This is a genomic window from Microbacterium barkeri (assembly GCF_027921765.1).
In the GTDB taxonomy this organism is placed as follows: Bacteria; Actinomycetota; Actinomycetes; order Actinomycetales; family Microbacteriaceae; genus Microbacterium; species Microbacterium barkeri.
The window spans coordinates 13,816-34,745 of record NZ_BSEJ01000017.1 but is presented as its reverse complement, the minus strand read 5'-3'; the positions used below and the strand labels follow the sequence as shown (position 1 = coordinate 34,745).

The 20,930-nt window shown below is 71.2% G+C and carries 18 protein-coding genes and 2 pseudogenes; 13 read left to right on the top strand and 7 right to left on the bottom strand.

The annotated features are described in order from the left end of the window. Positions 1 to 275 precede the first annotated feature (275 nt). The 3 genes from PKE79_RS14690 (at position 276) to PKE79_RS14680 (ending at position 2,247) form a co-directional block, all read left to right on the top strand. Positions 276 to 689 carry a GIY-YIG nuclease family protein gene (locus tag PKE79_RS14690; protein ID WP_271174456.1) on the top strand — a complete coding sequence of 138 codons (414 nt, stop codon included), beginning with the start codon at positions 276 to 278 and terminating at the stop codon, positions 687 to 689. 54 nt (positions 690 to 743) lie between these two features. Further along, positions 744 to 1,604 (top strand): spermidine synthase, encoded by an 861-nt coding sequence (locus tag PKE79_RS14685; RefSeq protein WP_271174455.1) that lies wholly within the window; start codon positions 744 to 746, stop codon positions 1,602 to 1,604. 115 nt (positions 1,605 to 1,719) lie between these two features. Then, positions 1,720 to 2,247, top strand: a complete 528-nt coding sequence (locus PKE79_RS14680; protein WP_271174454.1) for a hypothetical protein — start codon at positions 1,720 to 1,722, stop codon at positions 2,245 to 2,247. Between the two features lie 3 nt (positions 2,248 to 2,250). Here the strand turns inward: PKE79_RS14680 and erm are convergent, their stop codons facing one another. After that, positions 2,251 to 3,018, bottom strand: coding sequence for a 23S ribosomal RNA methyltransferase Erm (gene erm, locus PKE79_RS14675; RefSeq protein WP_271174453.1), 768 nt, complete (start codon positions 3,016 to 3,018; stop codon positions 2,251 to 2,253). Positions 3,019 to 3,828: 810 nt separating this feature from the next. Between erm and PKE79_RS14670 the strand changes: the two genes are divergently transcribed. Next, the gene (locus PKE79_RS14670; protein ID WP_271174452.1) at positions 3,829 to 4,317 is read left to right on the top strand and encodes a SprT-like domain-containing protein; all 489 of its coding nucleotides are present in this window, start codon (positions 3,829 to 3,831) and stop codon (positions 4,315 to 4,317) included. A 14-nt stretch (positions 4,318 to 4,331) separates the two neighbouring features. On the opposite strand, the gene PKE79_RS14665 is transcribed toward PKE79_RS14670, so the two are convergent. Both PKE79_RS14665 and PKE79_RS14660 read right to left on the bottom strand, forming a co-directional pair. After that, the gene (locus PKE79_RS14665; RefSeq protein WP_271174451.1) at positions 4,332 to 5,021 is read right to left on the bottom strand and encodes a response regulator; all 690 of its coding nucleotides are present in this window, start codon (positions 5,019 to 5,021) and stop codon (positions 4,332 to 4,334) included. Then, the gene (locus PKE79_RS14660) at positions 5,018 to 6,730 is read right to left on the bottom strand and encodes a sensor histidine kinase (RefSeq protein ID WP_271174450.1); all 1,713 of its coding nucleotides are present in this window, start codon (positions 6,728 to 6,730) and stop codon (positions 5,018 to 5,020) included. The genes PKE79_RS14665 and PKE79_RS14660 overlap by 4 nt, the downstream gene beginning before the upstream one ends. Positions 6,731 to 6,885: 155 nt before the next feature. On the opposite strand from PKE79_RS14660, the gene PKE79_RS14655 reads away from it, so the two are divergent. Then, positions 6,886 to 8,289, top strand: coding sequence for a cation:dicarboxylate symporter family transporter (locus tag PKE79_RS14655; RefSeq protein WP_271174449.1), 1,404 nt, complete (start codon positions 6,886 to 6,888; stop codon positions 8,287 to 8,289). 515 nt (positions 8,290 to 8,804) lie between these two features. Here PKE79_RS14655 and PKE79_RS14650 read toward each other — a convergent pair. Then, positions 8,805 to 9,035 (bottom strand): hypothetical protein, encoded by a 231-nt coding sequence (locus PKE79_RS14650; RefSeq protein ID WP_271174448.1) that lies wholly within the window; start codon positions 9,033 to 9,035, stop codon positions 8,805 to 8,807. A gap of 185 nt (positions 9,036 to 9,220) precedes the next feature. On the opposite strand from PKE79_RS14650, the gene PKE79_RS14645 reads away from it, so the two are divergent. The 8 genes from PKE79_RS14645 to PKE79_RS14610 are packed head-to-tail and all read left to right on the top strand — an operon-like array spanning position 9,221 to position 18,689. Further along, a complete protein-coding gene (locus PKE79_RS14645) occupies positions 9,221 to 10,378 on the top strand; it encodes an ABC transporter permease (RefSeq protein WP_271174447.1) in 1,158 nt (385 codons plus the stop codon). After that, positions 10,375 to 11,466 (top strand): ABC transporter permease, encoded by a 1,092-nt coding sequence (locus PKE79_RS14640; protein WP_271174446.1) that lies wholly within the window; start codon positions 10,375 to 10,377, stop codon positions 11,464 to 11,466. The genes PKE79_RS14645 and PKE79_RS14640 overlap by 4 nt, the downstream gene beginning before the upstream one ends. Positions 11,467 to 11,510: 44 nt before the next feature. Next, the gene (locus tag PKE79_RS14635; protein ID WP_271174445.1) at positions 11,511 to 12,605 is read left to right on the top strand and encodes a BMP family ABC transporter substrate-binding protein; all 1,095 of its coding nucleotides are present in this window, start codon (positions 11,511 to 11,513) and stop codon (positions 12,603 to 12,605) included. Positions 12,606 to 12,628: 23 nt separating this feature from the next. Then, on the top strand, positions 12,629 to 14,191 hold the full coding sequence (locus tag PKE79_RS14630; protein WP_271174444.1) for an ABC transporter ATP-binding protein: 1,563 nt from the start codon (positions 12,629 to 12,631) through the stop codon (positions 14,189 to 14,191). After that, positions 14,188 to 15,540, top strand: a complete 1,353-nt coding sequence (locus tag PKE79_RS14625; protein WP_271174443.1) for an amidohydrolase family protein — start codon at positions 14,188 to 14,190, stop codon at positions 15,538 to 15,540. Before PKE79_RS14630 ends, PKE79_RS14625 begins: the two co-directional genes overlap by 4 nt. After that, the gene (locus tag PKE79_RS14620) at positions 15,531 to 16,319 is read left to right on the top strand and encodes a DeoR/GlpR family DNA-binding transcription regulator (RefSeq protein WP_271174442.1); all 789 of its coding nucleotides are present in this window, start codon (positions 15,531 to 15,533) and stop codon (positions 16,317 to 16,319) included. The genes PKE79_RS14625 and PKE79_RS14620 overlap by 10 nt, the downstream gene beginning before the upstream one ends. A gap of 54 nt (positions 16,320 to 16,373) precedes the next feature. Next, a complete protein-coding gene (locus PKE79_RS14615) occupies positions 16,374 to 17,177 on the top strand; it encodes a BtpA/SgcQ family protein (protein WP_243226795.1) in 804 nt (267 codons plus the stop codon). Positions 17,178 to 17,216: 39 nt separating this feature from the next. After that, on the top strand, positions 17,217 to 18,689 hold the full coding sequence (locus tag PKE79_RS14610; RefSeq protein ID WP_271174441.1) for an FGGY family carbohydrate kinase: 1,473 nt from the start codon (positions 17,217 to 17,219) through the stop codon (positions 18,687 to 18,689). Between the two features lie 19 nt (positions 18,690 to 18,708). On the opposite strand, the pseudogene PKE79_RS14605 reads toward PKE79_RS14610, so the two are convergent. From PKE79_RS14605 to PKE79_RS14595, 3 genes and pseudogenes are all read right to left on the bottom strand, one after another. Continuing rightward, positions 18,709 to 19,173 (bottom strand): annotated as a pseudogene (locus PKE79_RS14605) (IS256 family transposase); the annotation flags it as partial. A 16-nt stretch (positions 19,174 to 19,189) separates the two neighbouring features. Beyond that, a pseudogene (locus tag PKE79_RS14600) lies at positions 19,190 to 20,056 on the bottom strand (IS5 family transposase). A 201-nt stretch (positions 20,057 to 20,257) separates the two neighbouring features. Beyond that, the gene (locus PKE79_RS14595; RefSeq protein WP_271174440.1) at positions 20,258 to 20,890 is read right to left on the bottom strand and encodes a 2-phosphosulfolactate phosphatase; all 633 of its coding nucleotides are present in this window, start codon (positions 20,888 to 20,890) and stop codon (positions 20,258 to 20,260) included. Positions 20,891 to 20,930: the final 40 nt, after the last annotated feature.

Here is a 20,930-nt window from a genome sequence, read left to right as displayed (position 1 = left end):
TGAGCCCCGCGTGCGGGGCCGCTAGATTCCTTGTCGACAGGTGAGGTGCGCTTCGGGTCTATCCTGTGATTCGCACGCCGCTATCTGCGGGGATCACGGGAGCCAGCCGACCACCATATGAAGGCATGGATGACCCATAAGAGCGCAAATCTCAAGCATAGACCCTCTGACGCGCCGTGGCAAGCGGAGTCCTTGACCTCGCTCGGACTGTCCGGTATAAATGCGCGCCCAGCGGCGCTGCGGCTGGTGTCGGCGCCCCGGCGTAGCCTCGGCGGGTGACGACACTGGCCGACCCGTGCGCCTTCTGCGGAGGGCGCGAGGGCGAGCGCGTCGGCGGATGGCCGCGGTGCGCACGGTGCGGATGGATCGTCGGCGACGTTCCCGACGCGGACCTCGCCCCGCCGCGCGTCGAGGTCGTCTACTACCTCCGCTACGCCGAGCGCGTGAAGATCGGGACGTCGGCCGATCCCCGCCGCCGGCTCCGCGCCATCCGCCACGAGGAGCTGCTCGCGTTCGAGCCGGGCGGGAGGCCGGTCGAGCAGGCGCGGCACGCGCAGTTCGCGCACCTGCGCGAGGGCGGCGAGTGGTTCACGGCCGCGCCCGAGCTGCTCGCGCACATCGCGTCGCTCGCCGACGGCGACCCGTGGCACCGGTACCTGCGCTGGCTCGCCGACGCGCATCGTCCCTGACCCCGCGAGAGGCCCTGCGGCACGAGACGCATCGCCCCGCGAGAGGATGGACGCATGGGACGCCAGCGGAGAGACGAGCGCGACGAGCCGCAGGCGCGTCTGTCGGACGGGTCGATCGCACGGATCGCGCCGAGCGAGTTCGGCTCGGGCTGGGAGCTGATCGTCGACGGCACCCCGCAGTCGCACGTCGACCTCGACGATCCGACGCACCTGCACTTCGAGTACGTCGCGCGGATGGGCGCGGTCATCGACCAGCTGCCGCCCGGCCCGCTCACGGCCGTGCACCTCGGCGGCGGGGGCCTCACGATCCCGCGGTACATCGACGCGACGCGGCCGGGGTCGCGGCAGCAGGTCGTCGAGCTCGAGCAGGCGCTCGTCGACCTCGTCCGCGCGCAGCTCCCGCTCCCTCGCGGCGCGGCCATCCGCATCCGGATCGGCGATGCACGCGAGGGCCTCGGACGACTCCCCTCCGCCCTGACGGGGCAGGTCGACCTGCTCGTCTCCGACGTGTACTCGGGCGCGCAGACGCCCGCGCACCTCACGACGGTCGAGTTCTACCGCGCGGCCGCCGCGCTCCTCGCGCCGCACGGCGTGCTGCTCGTCAACGTCGCGGATGGCGCGGGCCTCGCGTTCGCGCGGAGGCAGGTGGCGACCATCCGCGACGTGCTGCCGCACGTCGTCGTGCTCGCCGAGGTGCAGGTGCTCAAGGGCCGGCGCTTCGGCAACCTCGTCGTCGCGGCGTCCGCCGCACCCCTCCCGACCGAGTGGCTGCCGCGGCTCATGGCGGCCGGGCCGCACCCCGCGAAGGTCGCCGAGGGCCGCGAGATCGACGAGTTCGTGCGCGGCGCCATCCCCGCGACCGACGCGGATGCGACGGCCTCGCCCAAGCCATCCGCGTTGCTCTTCGAGCGCTGACGCGGGCGCGTTTCTTCCGATCCGCGATCGATCCGACCCGGCCCGGTGTGCCTGCCCGGCGGATGCGCGGACGCGTTGCACACTGGACAGGCGACTGCGCGGAAGGGAGTGGGAATTGAGCTACATCCACGGATACGATCCGGAGACCCTTCGTGAGGTCGTCGACCCCGCCGAGTGCCGCGAGCGCCTCGCGGAGATCGGCCCGCAGCGGAGCCTCCCCGCTCTGCTCGAGCGGGTGTGGCTGCTGAAGGTGCTCGGCGAGCTCGACGAGGCCCTCTCGATCTCGGAGCAGGCCGTCCGCGTCGCGCGGATGGCCGGAACCCGCAAGGACCTCCTGCGCGCTCGTGTGCTGCACGCGACGGTGCAGCAGTTCCGCGGCGCGTACGCGGCCGCCGAGTACGAGCTGTCGACCTGCATCGAGGAGGCCGAGGGCCAGGAGTGGGCGGGCATCGCCGCCTTCGCGCTCCAGCACCGCGGCAAGACGCGCTTCGACGCTGGTGACTTCGAGGGCGCCCGCCAGGACTTCAAGCGCGTGCTCTTCCTGCGCCAGGAGATGGGCGCCCCCGAGCAGCAGCTCGAGGCGACGATGTCGGCGATCGAGGCCGCCGAGCGCCGTCGCCCCCGCTCCGCCGTCGCGAGCTGACGGCTACCGCCGCGACACCTCCCGCCACAGCGCCGCCCAGTCCTCGGGCTGGAGATCGCGCGGGAGACGCGCCGCGTCGATGCCGCACGCCGCGAGCGCACGGCGCGCGCTGCGGCCATCCGCACCCGTCGCACGGCGCAGGATCTCGGCCATCCCCCGCCCCTGGCCGGTGAAGGCGGAGCGCACGAAGCGCTCGTAGCCGCGTCGCTCCCGGATCGGGATCAGCGGGGTCGCCCGGCGCGAGATCGTCAGGATGCCGCCGTCGACGCCGGGCACCGGGCGGAAGCCCCGCGCCGGAACGCGCCCGTGCAGCGCGAAGGCGAACCACGGCGCGGCCTGAGCCGTCATGAGGGTCGCGCCGCCGACGCCCGCCCGCTTGCGCGCCACCTCCCACTGAGTGAGGAGCACGGCGTCGGTCCAGCGCCGCGCGGCGAGCAGGTGACGCAGCAGGGGCGTCGTCAGGTGGAACGGCAGGTTGCCCACGACGACGTCGGCGTCGAGCGGATGGCCGAGCGCGTCGGCGCGGACGATCCGCACGCCGGGCAGGCGTCGGCGGAGCCCGCGCACCCGCGTCTCGTCGATCTCGAGCGCCGTGAGGTCACGCGGCAGCGTCGCAAGGCGGCGGGTGAGGGCGCCGTCTCCCGCGCCGATCTCGAGCACCGAACCGGTGGTGTCGGCGACGAGCGCGACGAGCCGGTCGATGGTGGGCTGGTGGATGAGGAAGTTCTGTCCGAGTTCATGGCGTCCGCCATGGATGGATCGGGGTCGCATGCGAGCGCTCCTGGGAAGGATTCGGAGCACCCGGGCACGTCGGGCGTGAGCGAGGACGCGCGTCCGGGCGCGATGGCATCCGGAACGACGGCGCGGAGAAGGTCGACCTGCGAACGCGCCGTCAGGCGCGGCGGTCGCGGACGTAGACGCACGCCGTCAGCGCGCTGCACAGAGTCCCCATGCGCCCCAGTCTATGCATTTCTCGCTCTCGGCGGGAAAGACGAGCGGATGGCGGTGGGGCGTGAGACGCGGGGGGGGGTGTGGGGGCTTTGCGTGTCTCACTTTCGGCGGGTAAGACGGGCGGATAGCCGCAGTGGGCGAGACACGGGCGGTTGGGTGAGCGTTGCGTGTCTCACTTCCGGCGGGAAAGACGGGCCGATAACCGCGGCGGGCGAGACACGGGCGGTTGGGGGGCGTTGCGTGTCTCACCCACGGCGGGAAAGACGGGCCGATACCCGCACTGACCGAGACACGGTGGCCCTGCCGACACCACATGTCTCACCCCCGGCGGGATAAGCCGCGGGATACCCGCACCAGGTGAGACACGACGTGCCGTGTGCCGAGGCAGGTGACCCCGGCGAACCACGCGTGTCTCACGGCGGACCAGAAAGACCGGCGGATGGCCGCGCCGAGTGAGACATGGAAGCCCACGCCCCTCGCCCCCACGCCCCACACCCCACACCCCACACCCCACACCCCACGCCTCCGCGCCCCACGCCTCCGCACCACGCCCCACGCGCCGCGCGACACACGCCCACCCGCGGGCCAGCGCTGGGCCGCGTTGTCGGCGGGGGCGCTTAGCCTCGAAGCGTGTCGGATCTGCAGCGCGTCACCCGATGGGCCGAAGCCCTCATCGCCCAGCACCTCGACGAGAGCTGGAGCTTCGCCTTCGACAACGCCAAGCGCCGGGCTGGCCAGTGCGACTTCTCACGCAAGCGGATCACCGTCTCGCGCTACCTCGCCGCACGGTACGACGACGACACGAACCACCAGACCCTGCTGCACGAGGTCGCGCACGCCCTCGCGGGGCGCGCCGCGGGGCACGGCAAGGCCTGGAAGCGCATCGCCCGCGACCTCGGCTACGTCGGTGGCACGACGCACGACGGCGAGACGGCGACCGAACTCGCGCCCTGGGTCGGCACGTGCCCGGGCGGCCACACGGTGTACCGGCATCGGCGTCCGGCGCGGGCGTCGTCGTGCGTGAAGTGCGCGCCGACGTTCGACCGGCGCTTCCTCTTCACGTGGGAGCGCCGCGAGATCACGCGCGCTGACCGCGTCGCCGCGATGACGCCGCGGTAAGACCCCGGCGGCCTTCACTCGACGCGCCGGTACTCCAGCTCGGGGCGCCCGCGGCCGCCGTGACGCGGCGAGCGCGCCACGACGCCCCCGTCGGCGAGGAACTCCAGGTACCGGCGCGCCGTCACCCGCGACAGTCCGAGCACGTCGGCCACCTCGGATGCCGAGAGCCCCTCGGCCGCGATGAGCTCCGTGACCGCGTCGAGCGTCTCCTGAGAGAGGCCCTTCGGCAGCCCGGGCAGGTTCGTCGTCCGCAGCGCCGCGAACGCCGTGTCCACCTCGCGCTGGCTGAGCGCCGACACGGGCGACCGCATTCGCTCGAAGTACTCGCGGTACGCCCGCAGCTTCGCCGCGAACACGTCGAACGTGAACGGCTTGATGAGGTACTGCACGACGCCGACGGCGACCGCCTGCCGCACCGCGCCGAGCTCGCGCACGGCCGTGACGGCGATCACGTCGATCGCGATCCCCGCCGCCCGCAGCTCTCGGCACAGCTCGAGCCCGTGGCCATCCGGCAGGTTGAGGTCGAGCAGCACGAGATGGATGCGCTCGTCGGTCGCGTATGCATGGCGGATGGCCCGGCGCGCGGATGCCGCGGTGTGCGCGGTCCCGACGAGCGCGAACCCGTCGAGGCGGGCCAGGTACGCGCCGTGCGCCTGCGCCGCTCGGGGGTCGTCCTCGACGACGAGGACCCGGATCGGCGTCATGACCGCTCCCCCGCGCGGGCCGCGTCCTCCCCCGCGGCTCCCGCGCCATCCGGCCGCGGCAGCGTCGCCGTGAAGACGGCTCCCCCGCCCGGAGCGTCGGCGACCTCGATGTCGCCGCCCAGCCCGCGCGCGGCCTGACGCGCGAGCGCGAGACCGTAGCCGTGGCCCTGCGCGTCATCGGCCTTCGTCGAGAACCCGCGCTCGAAGATGCGCTCGCGGTCGACCGCCGCGACGCCGTCTCCGCTGTCGGTCACCTGGAACACGAGCGCATCGTCCTCCGTCTCGCCGAGATACACCTCCACCCACGCATCGCGGACGCCCGTGCGCGCCGCCCGCCTCGCCGACGCCTCGATCGCGTTGTCGATGAGGTTGCCGAGGATGGTCACGACGTCGGCCGGCGGGAGGCCATGCGTTCCCGGGGCGAGATGGGTCTCGAAGTGCATCTCCACGGCCCGCTCATGCGCCTGCGCGACCTTGCCGAGCACGAGCGCCGCGATGACCGGCTCGTCCACGGCGTGCAGCACGCGGTCGGCCAGCCTCTGCCCGAGGTCGCGCTCCGACGCCGCGAACGCGAGCGCCTCGTCGGGTCGCCCGAGCTCGATGAGCGACGCGATCGCGTGCAGGCGGTTGTCGAACTCGTGCGCCTGCGCGCGCAGCGCATCGGAGATCGTCTTCACCGACGACAGTTCGCCGGCCATCCGCCGCAGCTCGGTGCGATCGCGGAGCGCGAGGATCTCCGCGCGACGGCCGCCGAGCTCGATCTCCGACCGGTCGACGACGAGCTCGCGCGCACCCACCCGCACGACGGCTCCGCCGTCTCGCCCGGTGAGCACGTCGCGCACCTCGGCCGGGAGAGCCGGATCGTCGACCGCGAACGGCGGCTCCTCCGCGATGCCGAGCAGCACGCCCGCCTGGTCGTTCGCGAGCACGACGCGCGCCGCGCCATCCGATCGCGGGCGCTCGACGAGCAGCAGGCCCTCCTCGAGCGAGTGGAGCACCGCCTCGTGCGCGGCGAAGAGCCGCGCGAGCTCGTCGGGATCGCGGCCGTCGGTCACGCGGTAGAGGCGGCGGAACAGCAGGATGGTCGCGAGCGCTCCCAGCCCCACGACCGCGAGCGTGGCGAGGCCGACGAGCTGCAGACGCAGCAGGATGGACCCGGTCACGTTCTCGAGCGTCACGCCGGCCGAGACGAGGCCGACGATCTCGCCGTCGTCCGCGACGGGAGCGACCGCGCGCACCGAGGGCCCGAGCGTGCCGGAGTACACCTCGGTGAACGTCTCCCCCTCGAGGGCGGGCGCGATCGTGCCGATGAACGCTCCGCCGATCCGCGCGGGGTCGGCGTGCGTGTAGCGGGTGCGATCGGTGTCCATGATCGTCACGTACGAGACGCCCGTCGCGGCGATGATCCGCTCGACGTACGGCTGCAGCTCGGCCGACGCCGTCGCGACGGCGCCCTCCGGGTCGGCGCCGATGCGCGCGTGAGCGGCCGAGACGACCTCGATCACCGTCGGCTCGCTCGCGAGGGTGAGCACGAGGCTCGTCGAGCGCTCCTCGGCGTCCGCGTGCGCCGCGGTCTGCGCGTCCCACGCGAGCACGCCGAACACGATCGCCCCGCCGGCGAGCAGCACGGCCGTCTGCACGCCGAGCACCCACGCCGCCACGCTGCGTCGTCGTCCGCGCGCGCCGATCCCGGCGCCTCGTCGTGCCATCCCCCCATTGTGTCGGCCGCGCGCCCTCATCATCCGCCTCTCGACGCGAACACTATGCACGCAAGTCGTCCGGGCCATCCGCCCCGGAACAGGATGAACCCCGCACGCCGGACCGCGAACCCGAGGCTCCGGTGCCCCGAAGGAGAGGACGCACCATGGCGACGACGCCACAGGCCGCGCAGCGCAGGCGCGGCATCGACAAGCAGCACTGGCTCTACATCGCGGTCATCATCGCCGTGGTCGCGGGCATCGCGGTCGGACTCATCTGGCCCGACTTCGGCGCATCGCTCGCCTGGATCGGCAAGGCCTTCGTCGGCCTCATCAAGATGATGATCGCCCCGGTGATCTTCTGCACGATCGTGCTCGGCATCGGCTCCATCGCGAAGGCCGCGACCGTCGGCAAGGTCGGCGGGCTCGCGCTCGGCTACTTCCTCGTGATGTCGACCTTCGCGCTGCTCATCGGCCTCGTGGTCGGCAACCTCATCCACCCCGGCGAGGGACTCCAGCTCAGCAACCCGGGCTACGAGGTCGAGGGCGAGGCCGAGTCGACGACCGACTTCCTCATGGGCATCATCCCCGCGACGCTCTTCTCGCCGCTCACGGGCGAGTCGGTCCTGCAGGTGCTCTTCGTCTCGCTGCTCGTCGGCTTCGCCATCCAGCGCCTCGGAGCGAAGGGCGAGCGCATCCTCGAGGGCATCCGCCTCGTGCAGGCCGTCGTCTTCCGCGTGCTGACGATGATCCTCTGGGTCGCCCCGGTCGGCGCCTTCGGCGCGATCGCCGGCGTCGTCGGCTCGACCGGATGGGGCGCCGTGCTCGCGCTCGGGACGCTGATGATCGGCTTCTACGTCACGTGCATCCTCTTCATCGGCGTCGTGCTCGCCGCCGTGCTGTGGTTCACCGCGCGCATCAACATCTTCTCCGTGATGAAGTACCTCGCCCGCGAGTACCTCCTCATCGTGAGCACGTCGTCGTCGGAGTCGGCCCTGCCCCGCCTCATCGCGAAGATGGAGCACCTCGGGGTCTCGAAGCCCGTCGCGGGCATCACGGTGCCCACCGGCTACTCGTTCAACCTCGACGGCACCGCGATCTACCTCACGATGGCGTCGCTGTTCATCGCCACCGCGATGGGCACGCCGCTGTCGATCTCGGAGCAGATCGGGCTGCTCGTCTTCATGATCATCGCGTCGAAGGGCGCCGCGGGCGTCACCGGCGCGGGGCTCGCCACCCTCGCGGGCGGCCTGCAGACCTACCGCCCCGACCTCGTCGACGGCGTCGGCATCATCACGGGAATCGACCGCTTCATGTCGGAGGCCCGCGCGCTCACGAACTTCACGGGCAACGCCGTCGCCTCGATCGTCATCGCGACGTGGACGCGCGAGTTCGACCGCGACCAGGCGCGCCAGGTGCTCCGCGGCGAGCGGCCGTTCGACGAGGAGACGATGACCGACGACCACGACGAGCCCGACTTCTCGAACCTGCCGGAGCTCCCCGAGGACGGCCAGGGCCCGTCGCCCATCTCGCGCGTGATCCGCACCGACGAGGTGCGCGCCGGGCGATAAGTCCCGCTCATCCGCTGCGACGCGGCCCCGGTCGGATGGCCGGGGCCGCGTCGTGCGCGGACGTCTCGCGCTCTGACAAAAGGCTAAGGCGATAGCCTTCGGTTACGATCGGCTCCTCGGTCCATCGTGCGCTGGACGCGCTGCTCACCCAGCCCGTCGTCACGACCCGCGTTCTCGCGACCATTCTGAGGATCAGCGACGTCGCAGCGGCCTCCGCGATCTCACGCCTCGCCGACGCCGGGATCCTCACGAAGGCCTCGGGCAAGGCCCGCTACCGGATCTGGCAGGCACCCGACGTCCTCGACGCTCTCGACGCCTTCGCCGCACGCGCCCGGCGCGGCCGCATCTGAGCCCCACCGCATCTCACCCGTGCGGGGGATGCCGCCGCGCCCGCGCCATCCGTAGGCTCGCCCCGGGGAGGCGGAGACGAGGGGGCGCTCACCCGGAGCCGTCCCACCAGCGGGTAGGCCCGGGCGACCAGGGGTCAGGGTACCAGCCGGCGTGTGTGTCGGCGCTCATCGGACCGGCGGCGCGGGCGGGCCGGCGGGGCCGCCGGAGGGCGGGCCCACAGAGGCCGCCGTGTATCGCGCGGCGCGTTCGGCATCTGCCCGCAGGATGCCGTTCTTCACGGCCGTGCGGATGACCAGGTAGCCGACCCACAGCATGAGCGCGATCATGCAGAGGTAGATGAGCGCGAAGATCAGGAACATGCCGACGCCGAGTCCGGCGCCCGTGTAGCCGTTCATGGTTCCCCCTGAATCGGCGAGCGACTGAATCGGTGAGCGACGCTTCGGAGCATATCGGTGGGAGGTCGAGCAGAAGTCTCGCGCGTGCAACCGATTCGGCGCGCCGGCACGCACGCGGATGTGAATCTGTTACATCCGAGAAACGCAAACAGTGTGATTCTGTTACACGGTCACGTCATTCTGCTATGTGCCCGCTCCTGCGGGCCGGAGGGAGAGGAAGTGCCGTGACGCGAGAAGGTGTCGAGCAGGCCGCGCTTCGCGCCGCCCTGCCGGTCGCTGCCGTCGTCCTGGCGTTGCTCGTCGGAGGGCTGCTGATCTCGACCCTCGGTGTGCCGCCACTGGATGCCGCCGCCACGGTCGTGCAGGCGGGCTTCGGTTGCGACCCGGGCTATTGCAACGTGGGCGGTACTCTCGCGCTGGCCGGTCCGATCATCTTCTGCGCCCTCGGCGCCGTCGTCAGCCTGCGAAGCGGCCTGTTCAGCATCGGCCAGGAGGGGCAGTACGCGCTGGGCGGCCTCGCTGCCGCGGTCGTCGGGTTCGCTGTCCCAGCGCCGGCCGCTATCCACCCCGTGCTGTGCATCGCGGCAGCCGCCGCGGTCGGCGCCGGCTGGGGTCTCATCCCCGCGGCGCTCAAGGTGTACCTGGGGGTGAACGAACTCATCATCACGATCGTCCTCAACGCGATCGCGGGGCTGCTCGTCGACTTCCTCGTCAACTATCCGCTGCGGGCGGAGGCCTCCACCGTGGGGTACACGCCCTCGATCGCGGACACGGCGAAGCTGCCCGTTTTCGACGCGTCGACGAAGTCGGGACTGGCCTTTGTGCTGGCTGCGATCGCCTGCGTCGCGGTCTGGTTCTACCTCTCGCGCACGACCCGTGGATACGAGCAGCGCATGAGCGGCGAGGCCACGATGTTCGCCCGCTACGCGGGGATGTCTGCGACATCCAGCGTGCTGCGTGCCGGGGTGATCGGCGGTGCCCTCGCCGGGATCGGCGGAGCCGTGCAGGTGCTCGGTGCCAACTACCGGGTGATCGAGGGCTTCAGCGACGGCACGGGGTTGACCGGGCTGACCGCCGCCATCCTCGGGGGCACCACGGCGATCGGTGCGGGGATCGTCGGGTTCCTCTATGCCGGCATCACGGTGGGGGCGGTCAACGGACTGCAGATCGTGCTCGGCGTCCCCCGGGAGATCGGCTCGACCGTGCTGGCGTTGATGATCGTCTTCGTCGCCGTGCAGGCACCCCTCACGACCCGCATCGAACGCGCCCGAGAACGGCGGCGGGCCAACCGGCTCATCGACCGGAACCTCGCTGTTCCACCCCGGATCGGAGCATCCGCATGATCCTCGTCCTGGCCGACTTCCTGAACTCCGGCATCCGCTTGACCACGCCGATCCTGTTCGCGGCGATCGCCTCGATGCTCTCCGCACGGGCGGGGATCCTCAATCTCGCCATCGAGTCGAAGGTTCTCATCGGCGCCTTCGTCGGAATCCTCGTCGCTGCCGGCACCGGCAACACCCTCCTCGGCGTCGTGGCCGCGGCTGCCGCCGGCGCCGCAATCGGTGCGGTGATGGCCGCGGCGCACCGACTCGGTGTCGACCTCGTCGTGCTGGCGATCGGTCTGAACATCCTCGTGCTGCAGCTCACGGTGTTCCTGATGCGTTCCTTCCTCGGCGGTGTCGGAACCTACAAGCCCGACATCGACCCGATCGCGTCCGTGAGCGTCCCCGTGCTCAGCGACCTGCCGGTGGCCGGCAACCTGCTCTCCCGCCTGAACTGGCTCGTCTACCTCGCCTACCTGCTGGTGCCGGCGATCGCGTTGTGGTTCCGCACCCGGGCAGGTCGTCATCTGCTCGCGGTCGGCGAGGCGCCGCTCGCTGCGGCGAGCGCGGGTCTGAAGGTCGGCCGGTCCCAGGTGCTGACGCTGATCGTCGCCGGCGCGATCGCGGGTCTGGGCGGCGCGTTCCTCTCGGTGGGCGATCTCGGGCTCTTCACGCGCAACATGAGCGCCGATCGCGGATGGATCGGGATCACCGCCGCACTGCTCGCGCTCAACAAGCCGGCGTTCCTCATCCCGGCCGCCGGGGTGTTCGGGCTCGCGAGCGCCGCCAGCATCCGCCTGCAGCAGTTCGACGTCCCCGCCAACCTCACCCAGTTCATCCCCCAGGGAGCGGCCTTCGTCGCCCTCGTGCTGGTGGGACTGCGCTCGACCTCGCGCGGCCAGGTTCTTCGCCTCTGGTCGAACAGTTCCCGCATCTCGCTGGCACTGCCTCGACGCAGGCGCACGGTCGCCGTCGCTCCGCGACCGGATGCTGTCGCTCCACGACCTGACGCCGTCGCTCCACGACCGGATGCCGGCGTCGCTCCTTCCGACCCCCCGGCCGACGACACCGCGCCGGACGCCCCCAGACGCTCCACCCTGCACCACTGATCCCATCGACGCGGCTCGCGTCGATCTCATCTCCAGGAGGAACCATGTCCCGCATCCACAGAACCGGCGGTCTCGCGCTCGCCGTCGGTGTCGTCTCCGCGCTGGCTCTGACCGGCTGTTCGGGCGCGAGCACGGCCGCATCCAGCGACTCGGCCGACGGGGCGTTCACCTATGCGCTCGTCACCCCCGGTGCTGCCGGCGACGGCGGCTACATCGACTCCTCGATCGCCGGCGCGAAGCTGGCCGAGGAACAGCTGGGCGTCACCGGTCGCGTCGTGGAAGCCGAGTCGGTGTCGCAGCAGGAGAGCGTGCTGCGCTCGACCGTGGCGACCCACCCGGACATCATCCTCGCCCCGGGCCTGGACCCCGACTCGCTGCTCGCGGTGGCGGAGGAGAACCCCGACCAGCTGTTCGGCGTCCCCAGCGACATCTTCGTCGACGAGCTGCCCGACAACGTTCAGGCGTACTCGATCAACGTCAACGAGTCGAGCTTCCTCGGCGGGTACGTCGCGGGTGCGATGACCACGACCAAGAAGGTCGGCGCCGTTCTCGGCGGTGACAACCCGGGCATCAACCAGTTCTTCTACGGATTCAAGCAGGGTGTGCTTGCCGCGTGCGCGGACTGTGTGGTCACCCCGAGCTACCTCAACAACGAGTACTCCGACCCCTCGGTCGGGCAGGAGGCCGCGCTCGCGCTCTACCAGGACGGAAATGACATCGTCTACGCCGTGGCCGGGCTGTCGGGCCAGGGCGTCTTCACCGCCGCGGAGCAGGAGGGCAAGTACGCGATCGGCGTCGACTCGAACCAGGATGGCGATGCCCCGGGCACCGTCATCACGTCGGTGATGAAGCGCGTCGACATGACGACCTTCAACCTCATCAAGTCCGCGATGGACGGCGAGTTCCAGTCCGGTTTCGTCGCGGCCGGCATGGCCGACGGCGTGAGCGGGCTGTCGTGGGATGACGAGTCGACCGTCTTCGCCGACAACGGCCCCGCCGACATGGTCGCGCTGCTGCCCGACGTGCAGGCCAAGGTCGCAGAGCTGTCGCAGCAGATCCTCGACGGGCAGATCGAGGTGTGCGACGCGCTGAACGACGCGACGTCCGATCAGTGCGCCGCCCTCGGGCTCAGCAGCTGACCGACACCGGACAGGAGATGACCATGGGCCAGACCTCGGTGCCCGCGCCGCGACTCGAATTGCGGGGCCTTCGCAAGTACTTCGCCTCGACCGGAGTGCTCGCCGTCGCGGATGTCTCACTCGAGGTCTGGCCCGGCGAGGTCGTCGCGATCATCGGTGAGAACGGCACCGGCAAGAGCACGCTGATGAACCTGTTGTTCGGGGTGCACAGCGCCGATGCCGGTGAGATCCTCGTCGACGGACGCGTGCGACACATCCGCACCACCCAGGATGCGATCGACGCGGGACTGGGCATGGTCCATCAGCACTTCGAGCTGGTGCCGAGCTTCTCCGTCGCACAGAACGTGCTGCTCGGTCACGAGCCGGTTCGCTCCGGGTTGTACGACGACCGGGCGGCCCGTGATCGGGTCGCCCGGGTCGCCGCCGAGAGCGGGCTGTCGATCGATCCCGCGGCGAAGGTGGGCGAGTTGTCCATCGGCTCGCAGCAGCGCGTGGAGATCCTCAAGGCGCTCGCCGCCGATGCGCAGACCCTCATCTTCGATGAGCCGACGGCTGTGCTGACCCCGGCGGAGGCCGACGAGCTCGTCACGATGATCCGAGGGCTCGCCTCCGGGGGCCGGTCGGTGTTGTTCATCTCTCACAAGCTTCCGGAGGTACAGGCCGTGGCCGACCGCATCGTCGTGATGCGTCGAGGTCGCGTGGTCGCGACCCTCGCGCGCGGCGATGCCGACGACGCGGAACTGGCCCGTCTCATGGTGGGGCGCGACGTCCACGCGGCCTCGGCGACCCGCGGCTCCCAGGAGGGCGAGGTCGTCCTGAGCCTGGAGGGGGTGCGGCTGGCCGGCCACGGCCACGGCGACCGCCACGACCGCCGCGGCCACGACCACGGCGACGGCTCGAGCCTCGGCCTGCGGCGCGGCGAGGTGGTCGGCATCGCCGGCGTCAGCGGCAACGGTCAGGACGAGCTGGTCGAGGCGATCGCCGGACTCACCCCGATCGCGGGCGGTCGCATCCGGCTGGCCGATCGAGACATCACGGCGTCCTCGCCTGCGCAGCGGCGTGCCGCCGGAATCGCGCACATCGCCGCCGACCGCATGCGCGTCGGCTTGAACCTGGATGCGACGCTGGAGGAGAACGCCGCGGCGACGGCATTCCGTTCGCGACGGTTCAGCCGTTTCGGGCTCATCCGCCGACGTGCCCGGCGCCGGTTCGCACAGAAGCTGATCGCCGACTACGAGGTGCGCGGCGCCGCGGCGGGCCGCGCGGTGAGGTCGCTCTCCGGCGGCAACCTGCAGAAGATCGTGATCGGCCGCGAACTGGCGGGCGAGCCGGCGGTCGTCCTGGCGAACCAGCCGACGCGCGGTCTCGATGTCGGCTCGATCGAGTTCGTCCATCGCGCCCTGCTGGACGCGTGCTCGGCCGGGGCCGGCGTCGTCCTGGTGTCGACGGAGCTCGATGAGGTCCTCGCGCTGTCGCATCGCGTCGCGGTGATGTACCGCGGTGAGCTCGTGGGCCCCTTCGATCGGGCGGATGTCGATCGGGAACGCATCGGCCGCATCATGGCGGCGGGAAAGGCCGCAGTATGACCGAGCACGCGGATCCCCGCCTGATCGTGGCGGATGTGGTGTGGACCCCGCCCGGCATCACCTACTCCCCGGGCGTCGTGGAGATCGACGGCGGCCGGGTGGTGTCCGTCGGGCCGGTGCGCGACAGCCGGCCGAGTGGTCCGGGCGTCGTCGACCTCGGAGAGGCGCTCGTGATGCCCGGCCTGGTGAACACCCACGCCCACACCCCGATGTCGCTCATGCGGGGCGTCGCGGAGGGGCATTCGCTGCTGACGATGGAGGGTTTCCTGCAGGTGCTCCGCACCCGGGAGGCGCACCTGACGCCCGACCTCGTGCCCGCATCCGTCTCGGTGAGCTGCGCCGACTTCATCCGGCACGGGGTGACGACCTTCGCAGACCAGTACTTCTATGCCGACCGCATCGCCCCCGCGGTGATCGAGTCGGGCCTTCGCGCCGCGCTGGCGTGGGGCATCGTCGAGCTCGGCGACGACGAGGCCCGGGCGCGCGAGATCGCCGCAGCGACGGCGTTCGCGGAGTCGATGCAGGGCGTCTCGGACGTCGTGCGCGGCTGGCTTGGGCCGCACGCCTTCTTCGTCGACAACCGGCCCGACGCGATGCTCGCCGAGCGCGAGGCGGCGGCCCGGCTCGGGGTCGGACTCCATGTGCACTTCTCCACCTCCGGTGAGGAGGATGAGTACTGCCGGTCGGCGTACGGCACGTCGGCGCTGGAGCAGCTGAGCCGCATGGACATGCTCTCGGTGCCGACCATCCTGGCCCACTGCAACACGGTGCCGGTCGATGAGCTGCTTCTGCTGGCGGGCACGTCGGCCGCCATGGCGGTGATCCCGTCGGTCGCGATGCAGTCGGGGGTGCCGGCGGCGCCCGTGCGGGCGGCGCTGGATGCGGGGGTCACCGTGACCCTCGGCACCGACAACGTCTGCAACAACACCAACGTCGATCTGTTCGAGGAGATGCGCCTGCTCGGCAAGCTGGCGGCCTTCACCTCGCAGGTGCCGAACCAGGTGACGCCGCGCGAGATCCTGGGTATCGCCACGGTCAACGGGCACCGTGCGCTCGGCGGTGCGCCGCAGGACGGCCGGATCGAGCCCGGCGCCGTCGCGGATCTGCTCGCGATTCCGCTGGCCGAGATCGCTCGCGGACCGGTGGGGGCGCAGAGCCTGGAGGCGGGGCTCGTCTACGGGACGAGCGGGGCCTCGGTGCGCGACTCGATGGTCGCCGGGCGATGGCTCATGCGCGACCGGGAGGTGCTCTCTGTGGATGTCGCCGCCGCGCTCGCCCAGCAGCAGCGGGATTACGACATCCTGGTGTCGAGGATCGCACGGGGTGACAGGGGATCATCATGGACGTGACGGAGCGGCGGAGCACGATCGAGGACCGTGTGATCCGCAACGGCGAGGTGCAATTCGCGGAGCTCGCGCAGGAGTTCGGCGTCAGCGAGATGACGATCCGGCGCGACATCGAGGCGCTGCAGACGGCCGGTGTCGTGCGCCGGATCGCGGGCGGCGCGATCGCCGTCGGCGGCACGGCGTTCGAGCCCTCTTACGGGTCGCGCGCAGGTCGTGCGGTCGATTCGAAGGCGCATATCGCCCGGGCCATCGCCGATCTGCTGTCGCCCGGTGAGACCGTCATCCTCGACAGCGGCTCGACGGTCGCCTCGGTGGCGCGGGCGCTGTGCGGTCGAGGCCTGGGGCTCACGGTCGTCACCCCGTCGTTGACGGTCGCGGCGACGCTGGCCGACGAACCCGACACGACCGTCATCCTCGCCGGCGGGGTCGTCAGGCCGGGGGAGCTCAGCGTGATCGGCTCGGAGGCCGAGCGGGTGATCGCCGCGTACAACTGCGACACGTATGTGGCGGGCGTCGCCGGAGTGGACGCCGAGCGGGGCCTCACCGAGTACCACCCGCAGGAGGCCTCCGTGAAGCGCGCCGCCGTCGCCGCCGCACGGCGTGTGGTCGTGGGGGCGGATGCGGCCAAGCTCGGGCGCGTGCACCTGGTGAACATCGCACCGCTCGCGGCCGTGGAGGTGCTGGTCACCGACGCCGAGGCGTCGCATCCGACCGTGCTGGAGGCCCAGGCCGCGGGCACCGAGGTCGTGTTCGCGCCGGCGCCGGCGTCGCGTCCCGTGTAGGCGTGGGCGTCCCGCGCCGCTGACTTTTTCCTTTCAATCGAGTGATGGAGCATCATGACCTCTCTGTTTCGCGCCCTTTTTCCGCACACCGACACGCCGCTGGTCGCGATGGCGCACGTTCCGGCGCTGCCGGGCACCCCGCTGTACGACGCCGAGGGCGGCGTCGATGCGCTCGTCGAGCACGTCAGGCGTGATGTCGACGTGCTCGTCGATGCCGGCTTCGACGCGGTCATGTTCTGCAACGAGAACGACCGCCCGTATCAGCTGCACGCGGGGCCGGAGGCGGCCGCGGTGATGGCGCGGGTCGTCACCGAGTGCCGGCCGACGTCGATCCCGTTCGGCGTCGACTATCTCTGGGATCCGCGGATCGCCCTGGCCACGGCCGTCGCCACGGGGGCGTCCTTCCTCCGTGAGGTCGTCACGGGCGTCTGGGAGTCGGACATGGGGCTGTGGAACACGGATGCGGCCGAGACGCTGCGGGAGCGGCGTCGCCTCGACGCGACCGAGGTCGCGGTCCTGATGAACATCTCTCCGGAGTTCGCGTCGCCGATCGGGTCGCGGTCGTTCGCGCAGATCGCGAAGTCGACCGTGGTCTCGTCGCTGTCGGATGCGATCCTGGTCTCGGGCCCGATGGCAGGTGCGGGGCCTGACACCTCGGTGCTGCGAGAGGTGCGAGAGGCGGTTCCCGCGGAGGTACCGGTGCTGCTGAACACGGGGGCGCGGGCCGAGACGATCGCGCAGATGCTGACGATCGCCGACGGCTGCATCGTGGGGTCGTCGCTGAAGGTCGACGGCTACACCTGGAACCCGGTGGATGCCGACCGCGCGCGTCGGTTCGTCGACGCCGCCCACGCGTAGAGTGCGGCGGAACGCGCAGCGGATGGAACGGGAGAACGGATGACGGAGCGCCTGCTCGTCGGGATCGACATCGGCACGACCGGGGTGAAGGTGGTGCTGGTCGACCCCGGCGTGGGGGTGGTCGCGCAGGCCACCCGGGCGAACCGGCTCGGCTCGCCGCATCCGGGGTGGGCGGAGGCGGACCCGGCGCAGTGGCGCGAGAACGTGCTGTCCGCGTTGACGGAGGTGGTGTCTCGCGCCGGCGGGCGTGCGGTCGGCGCGATCGCGACGACCGGGATGGTGCCGTCCCTCGTCTTCGTCGACGAGGACGGGCAGCCGGTGCGTCCTGCGATCCTGCAGAACGACGCGCGCGCGAGGGACGAGGTGCGGATGCTGGCGGACGAGACCGCGGATGCGGGCGCGCTGGCGTCGACCGGGTCGGTTCCGAGCCAGCAGTCGGTGGCGCCGAAGGCGATGTGGGTCGCGGCGAACGAGCCGGACTCGTGGGGTCGTACCCGTGCACTCGTCGGCTCGTACGACTGGGTGCTGATGCAGCTCGGCGCTGCGCTGCACGTGGAGGCGAACTGGGCGCTCGAGTCGGGGCTGTTCGATCTCGACGGCGCGGTGTTCGCCCCGATGGCCGAGGCGGTTCCGGGGCTCGCCGATCGGCTCGCGCCCGTGCGAGTCTCCGGGGAGGTCGTGGGAGGGCTGAGTGCGGCGGTCGCCGACCGGGTCGGGCTACCGGCGGGCGTCCCGCTCGTGGTGGGCGGGGCGGACCACGTGCTCTCGGCGTACAGTGCAGGACTCGCCGCGGCGGGGGACTGGCTGGTGAAGCTCGGCGGCGCGGGAGACATCCTCGCCGTCACGGATGCGCCAGTGGTCGATGAGCGGTTCTTCCTCGATGCGCATACTGTTCCCGGGCTGTGGCTGCCGAACGGGTGCATGGCGACGAGCGGCAGCCTGGTGCGGTGGGTGCAGTCGGTGTTGCGCATCGACGATCTGCGGTCGATGGATGCGGTGGCAGCCGAGCGGCAGGCCGCGGAGATCCTCTGCCTGCCGTATTTCCTCGGCGAGAAGAGCCCGCTGAACGACCCGGACGTGCGGGGTGTGTTCGCGGGCCTGCATCTCGGTCACGATGGGGCGGACGTGTATCGGTGCGCGCTGGAGGGCATCGCCTTCGGCTTCCGTCACAACGCCGAGGTGCTGCGTTCGCGCGGGGTGGCGCTGACATCGGCGACAGTGACCAACGGTGGTGCGACCTCGCTGTTGTGGAAGCAGATTCACGCTTCGGTGCTGGCGACGCCGCTGCGCACGGTGCGTGACCACCCGGGTGCGTCGCTCGGCGCCGCCTTCGCGGCCGGGATGGGAGCGGGATCGTTCGCGGCCTGGCCGGAGGCGCTCGAGGTGGTGCGCGCGGGCGACACGATCGATCCCGTGCCCCCTCTCGTCGAACGATACGACGAGGCCTACGGCTTGTGGCGGGATCTCGCCGGCGCGACGGCGCCGACGATGCGCGCCCTCGCGCGACGGTGAGGGGAGGGGCACGGCGGGCAGGGAACGCTTTGAACGCGAGGATGTCGTCGCGGGCGTCGGCGAGCATGCCGGCGGTCTTGGGGTGGACGCGCTCGATCATGCGCTGCACCTCGTCGAACTGGGCGTCGATGTGCTCGGCGTCGGGCTGGGCGAAGATCGTGCGGATCACGCTGGCGACCATCTCCTGACGGCCCTTTGGCAGGGCAGTGAGGACGTTGCGCATGAAATGGACGCGGCAGCGTTGCCAGGCCGCGCCCTGCAACACCGTCGCTGCAGCCTTCTTCAGCCCCGCGTGGGCGTCGGAGATCACCAGCTTCATCCCGGAAAGCCCCCGGGTCTTCAACGAGCGCAGGAACTGCTTCCAGAACTGTTCGGTCTCGCTGTCACCGACGTCGAAGCCGAGCACGACCCTGCGGCCATCGGCGGCGACACCGATCGCGACGACAACGGCTTGGGAGACGACGCGGTGGTCGATGCGGACCTTGCAGTAGGCCGTGTTGCTAAACCCATTGGAGGGTCGCGGCGAGGCAGATGGCGGCGTGATAGTTCCGGGCGGTCTTGTCTGAGCGCATCGCGATGCCGCGCCACTGCTTGAGCTTGTTGAAGCAGCGCTCAACGACGTTGCGGCGCTTGTAACGTTCCTTCTGCTCGCGCCCGAAGTCGATGGGCCGGCCTGGCCGTTTGCGGCGGTGGGCGATCTGGTCGTCGCGTTCGGGGATCATCGTGGCGATGCCTCGTTCGCGCAGCCAGGCCCGGTTCGCCTTCGACGGGTAGCCCTTATCGGCGAGCACCCGATCCGGTCGCGATCTCGGCCTGCCGGTGTGCCCGGCCACGCGGATCTCGGAGAGCGTGTCATTCAGCATGCTCGTGTCCGTGGCCTGCCCGGGGTCAGCACGAACGCGAGCGCGCGGCCTTTCCCGTCGCGGACCAGGTGATTCTTCGTCGTCAGCCCGCCGCGGGAGCGGCCGATCGCGTGATCAGGAGGCTCGGCCCCGAACTTCTTGTAGTTCGACCCGGCCCCCTGTGTCCCGCTTCAGGGTCGCGCCGTGCTGATGCACGCGCACGATCGTCGAGTCGATCGAGGCCATCCAGTCGAGCTCGCCGCGCAGATGCGTCAGCGACTGGACCTTCTCGAGCACCCGCGCCCACACGCCCTGCTCCGACCAGCGGTTGAAGTTCTTGTAGATCGTGTTCCAGTTCCCGAACCGCTCCGGCACATCCCGCCACGGAGCCCCGGTCCGGTAACGCCATGCGGTCGCCTCGACCACTGCACGCCGGTCCACCGGCGGTCGGCCCGTCGCCTTCGCGACCGGGAACAGTGGGCCGATCACAGCCCAGGCCTCATCGGAGATCTCAGTACGCGACACGCTTCAAGCGTCACCCGCGCGCCACCGACACCCCTTTAGCAACACGCCCTAGGGCGCAGTTACCGTCCTCAAACGGCCGAATAGCGGCCAAAACTGCGACCTGAATAGGGCCCCGACCCCGCCACCCCGCCCAGGTCGCAGTAACCGTCCCCAAACGGCCGAATAGCGGCCAAAACTGCGACCTGAACAGGGCCGCGCCCCTCAGTCCAGGGCCGTGAACACCCCGTCCCGCAGCACGGGCACGATGTCGAGGTCGTCGATCGCGGCGGCGGGCTTCACGTCGGCGTGCCGTGGGTCGCCGTCAAGCTCGCGGCCCGAGCCGCTCGCGGTCAGCAGGTGCTTCACCGCGCGACGGAGCGCCCGGAACGACTCGGCCGGCACCACGGCCTCGGGCGAGGAGTGGTCGATGCCGAGGTCCGACAGTGCGGCGATCACGGCGCCCGCGCCGAGCTGGTCCTCGACCGCGAACCGCAGCCCGGCGCCATCCCTCTCGCCCGCCGCGATGACGGCGATGCTCGTTCGGGCGCCGCGGCGCTCCTGCTCGGCGAGCACGGCGCGGCCGACGGCCGCCGCGTTGCGCAGCGCCCCGGCGAGCACGACCGGTGCGTGCTCCAGCCCAGCGGCGGCCTGCGCGACCGCGGCGCCGTTGATCGAGACGGCGTGCGCGTCGGCCAGCGCGACCTGCTCGCCGCGAGCGACCGCGGCGGCGACGTTCGAGGTGAAGCGGATGACATCGACCACGATCACGACGTCGGCGGGCGCGAGGCGCCGCAGCCCGTCGACTCCCCAGTCGAAGCGCACCTGATACGAGGACTGATCGAACGCGGAGGCCATCCCTCGATTCTCCCCGACCGTCCGAGTGCTCGGCGCAAGC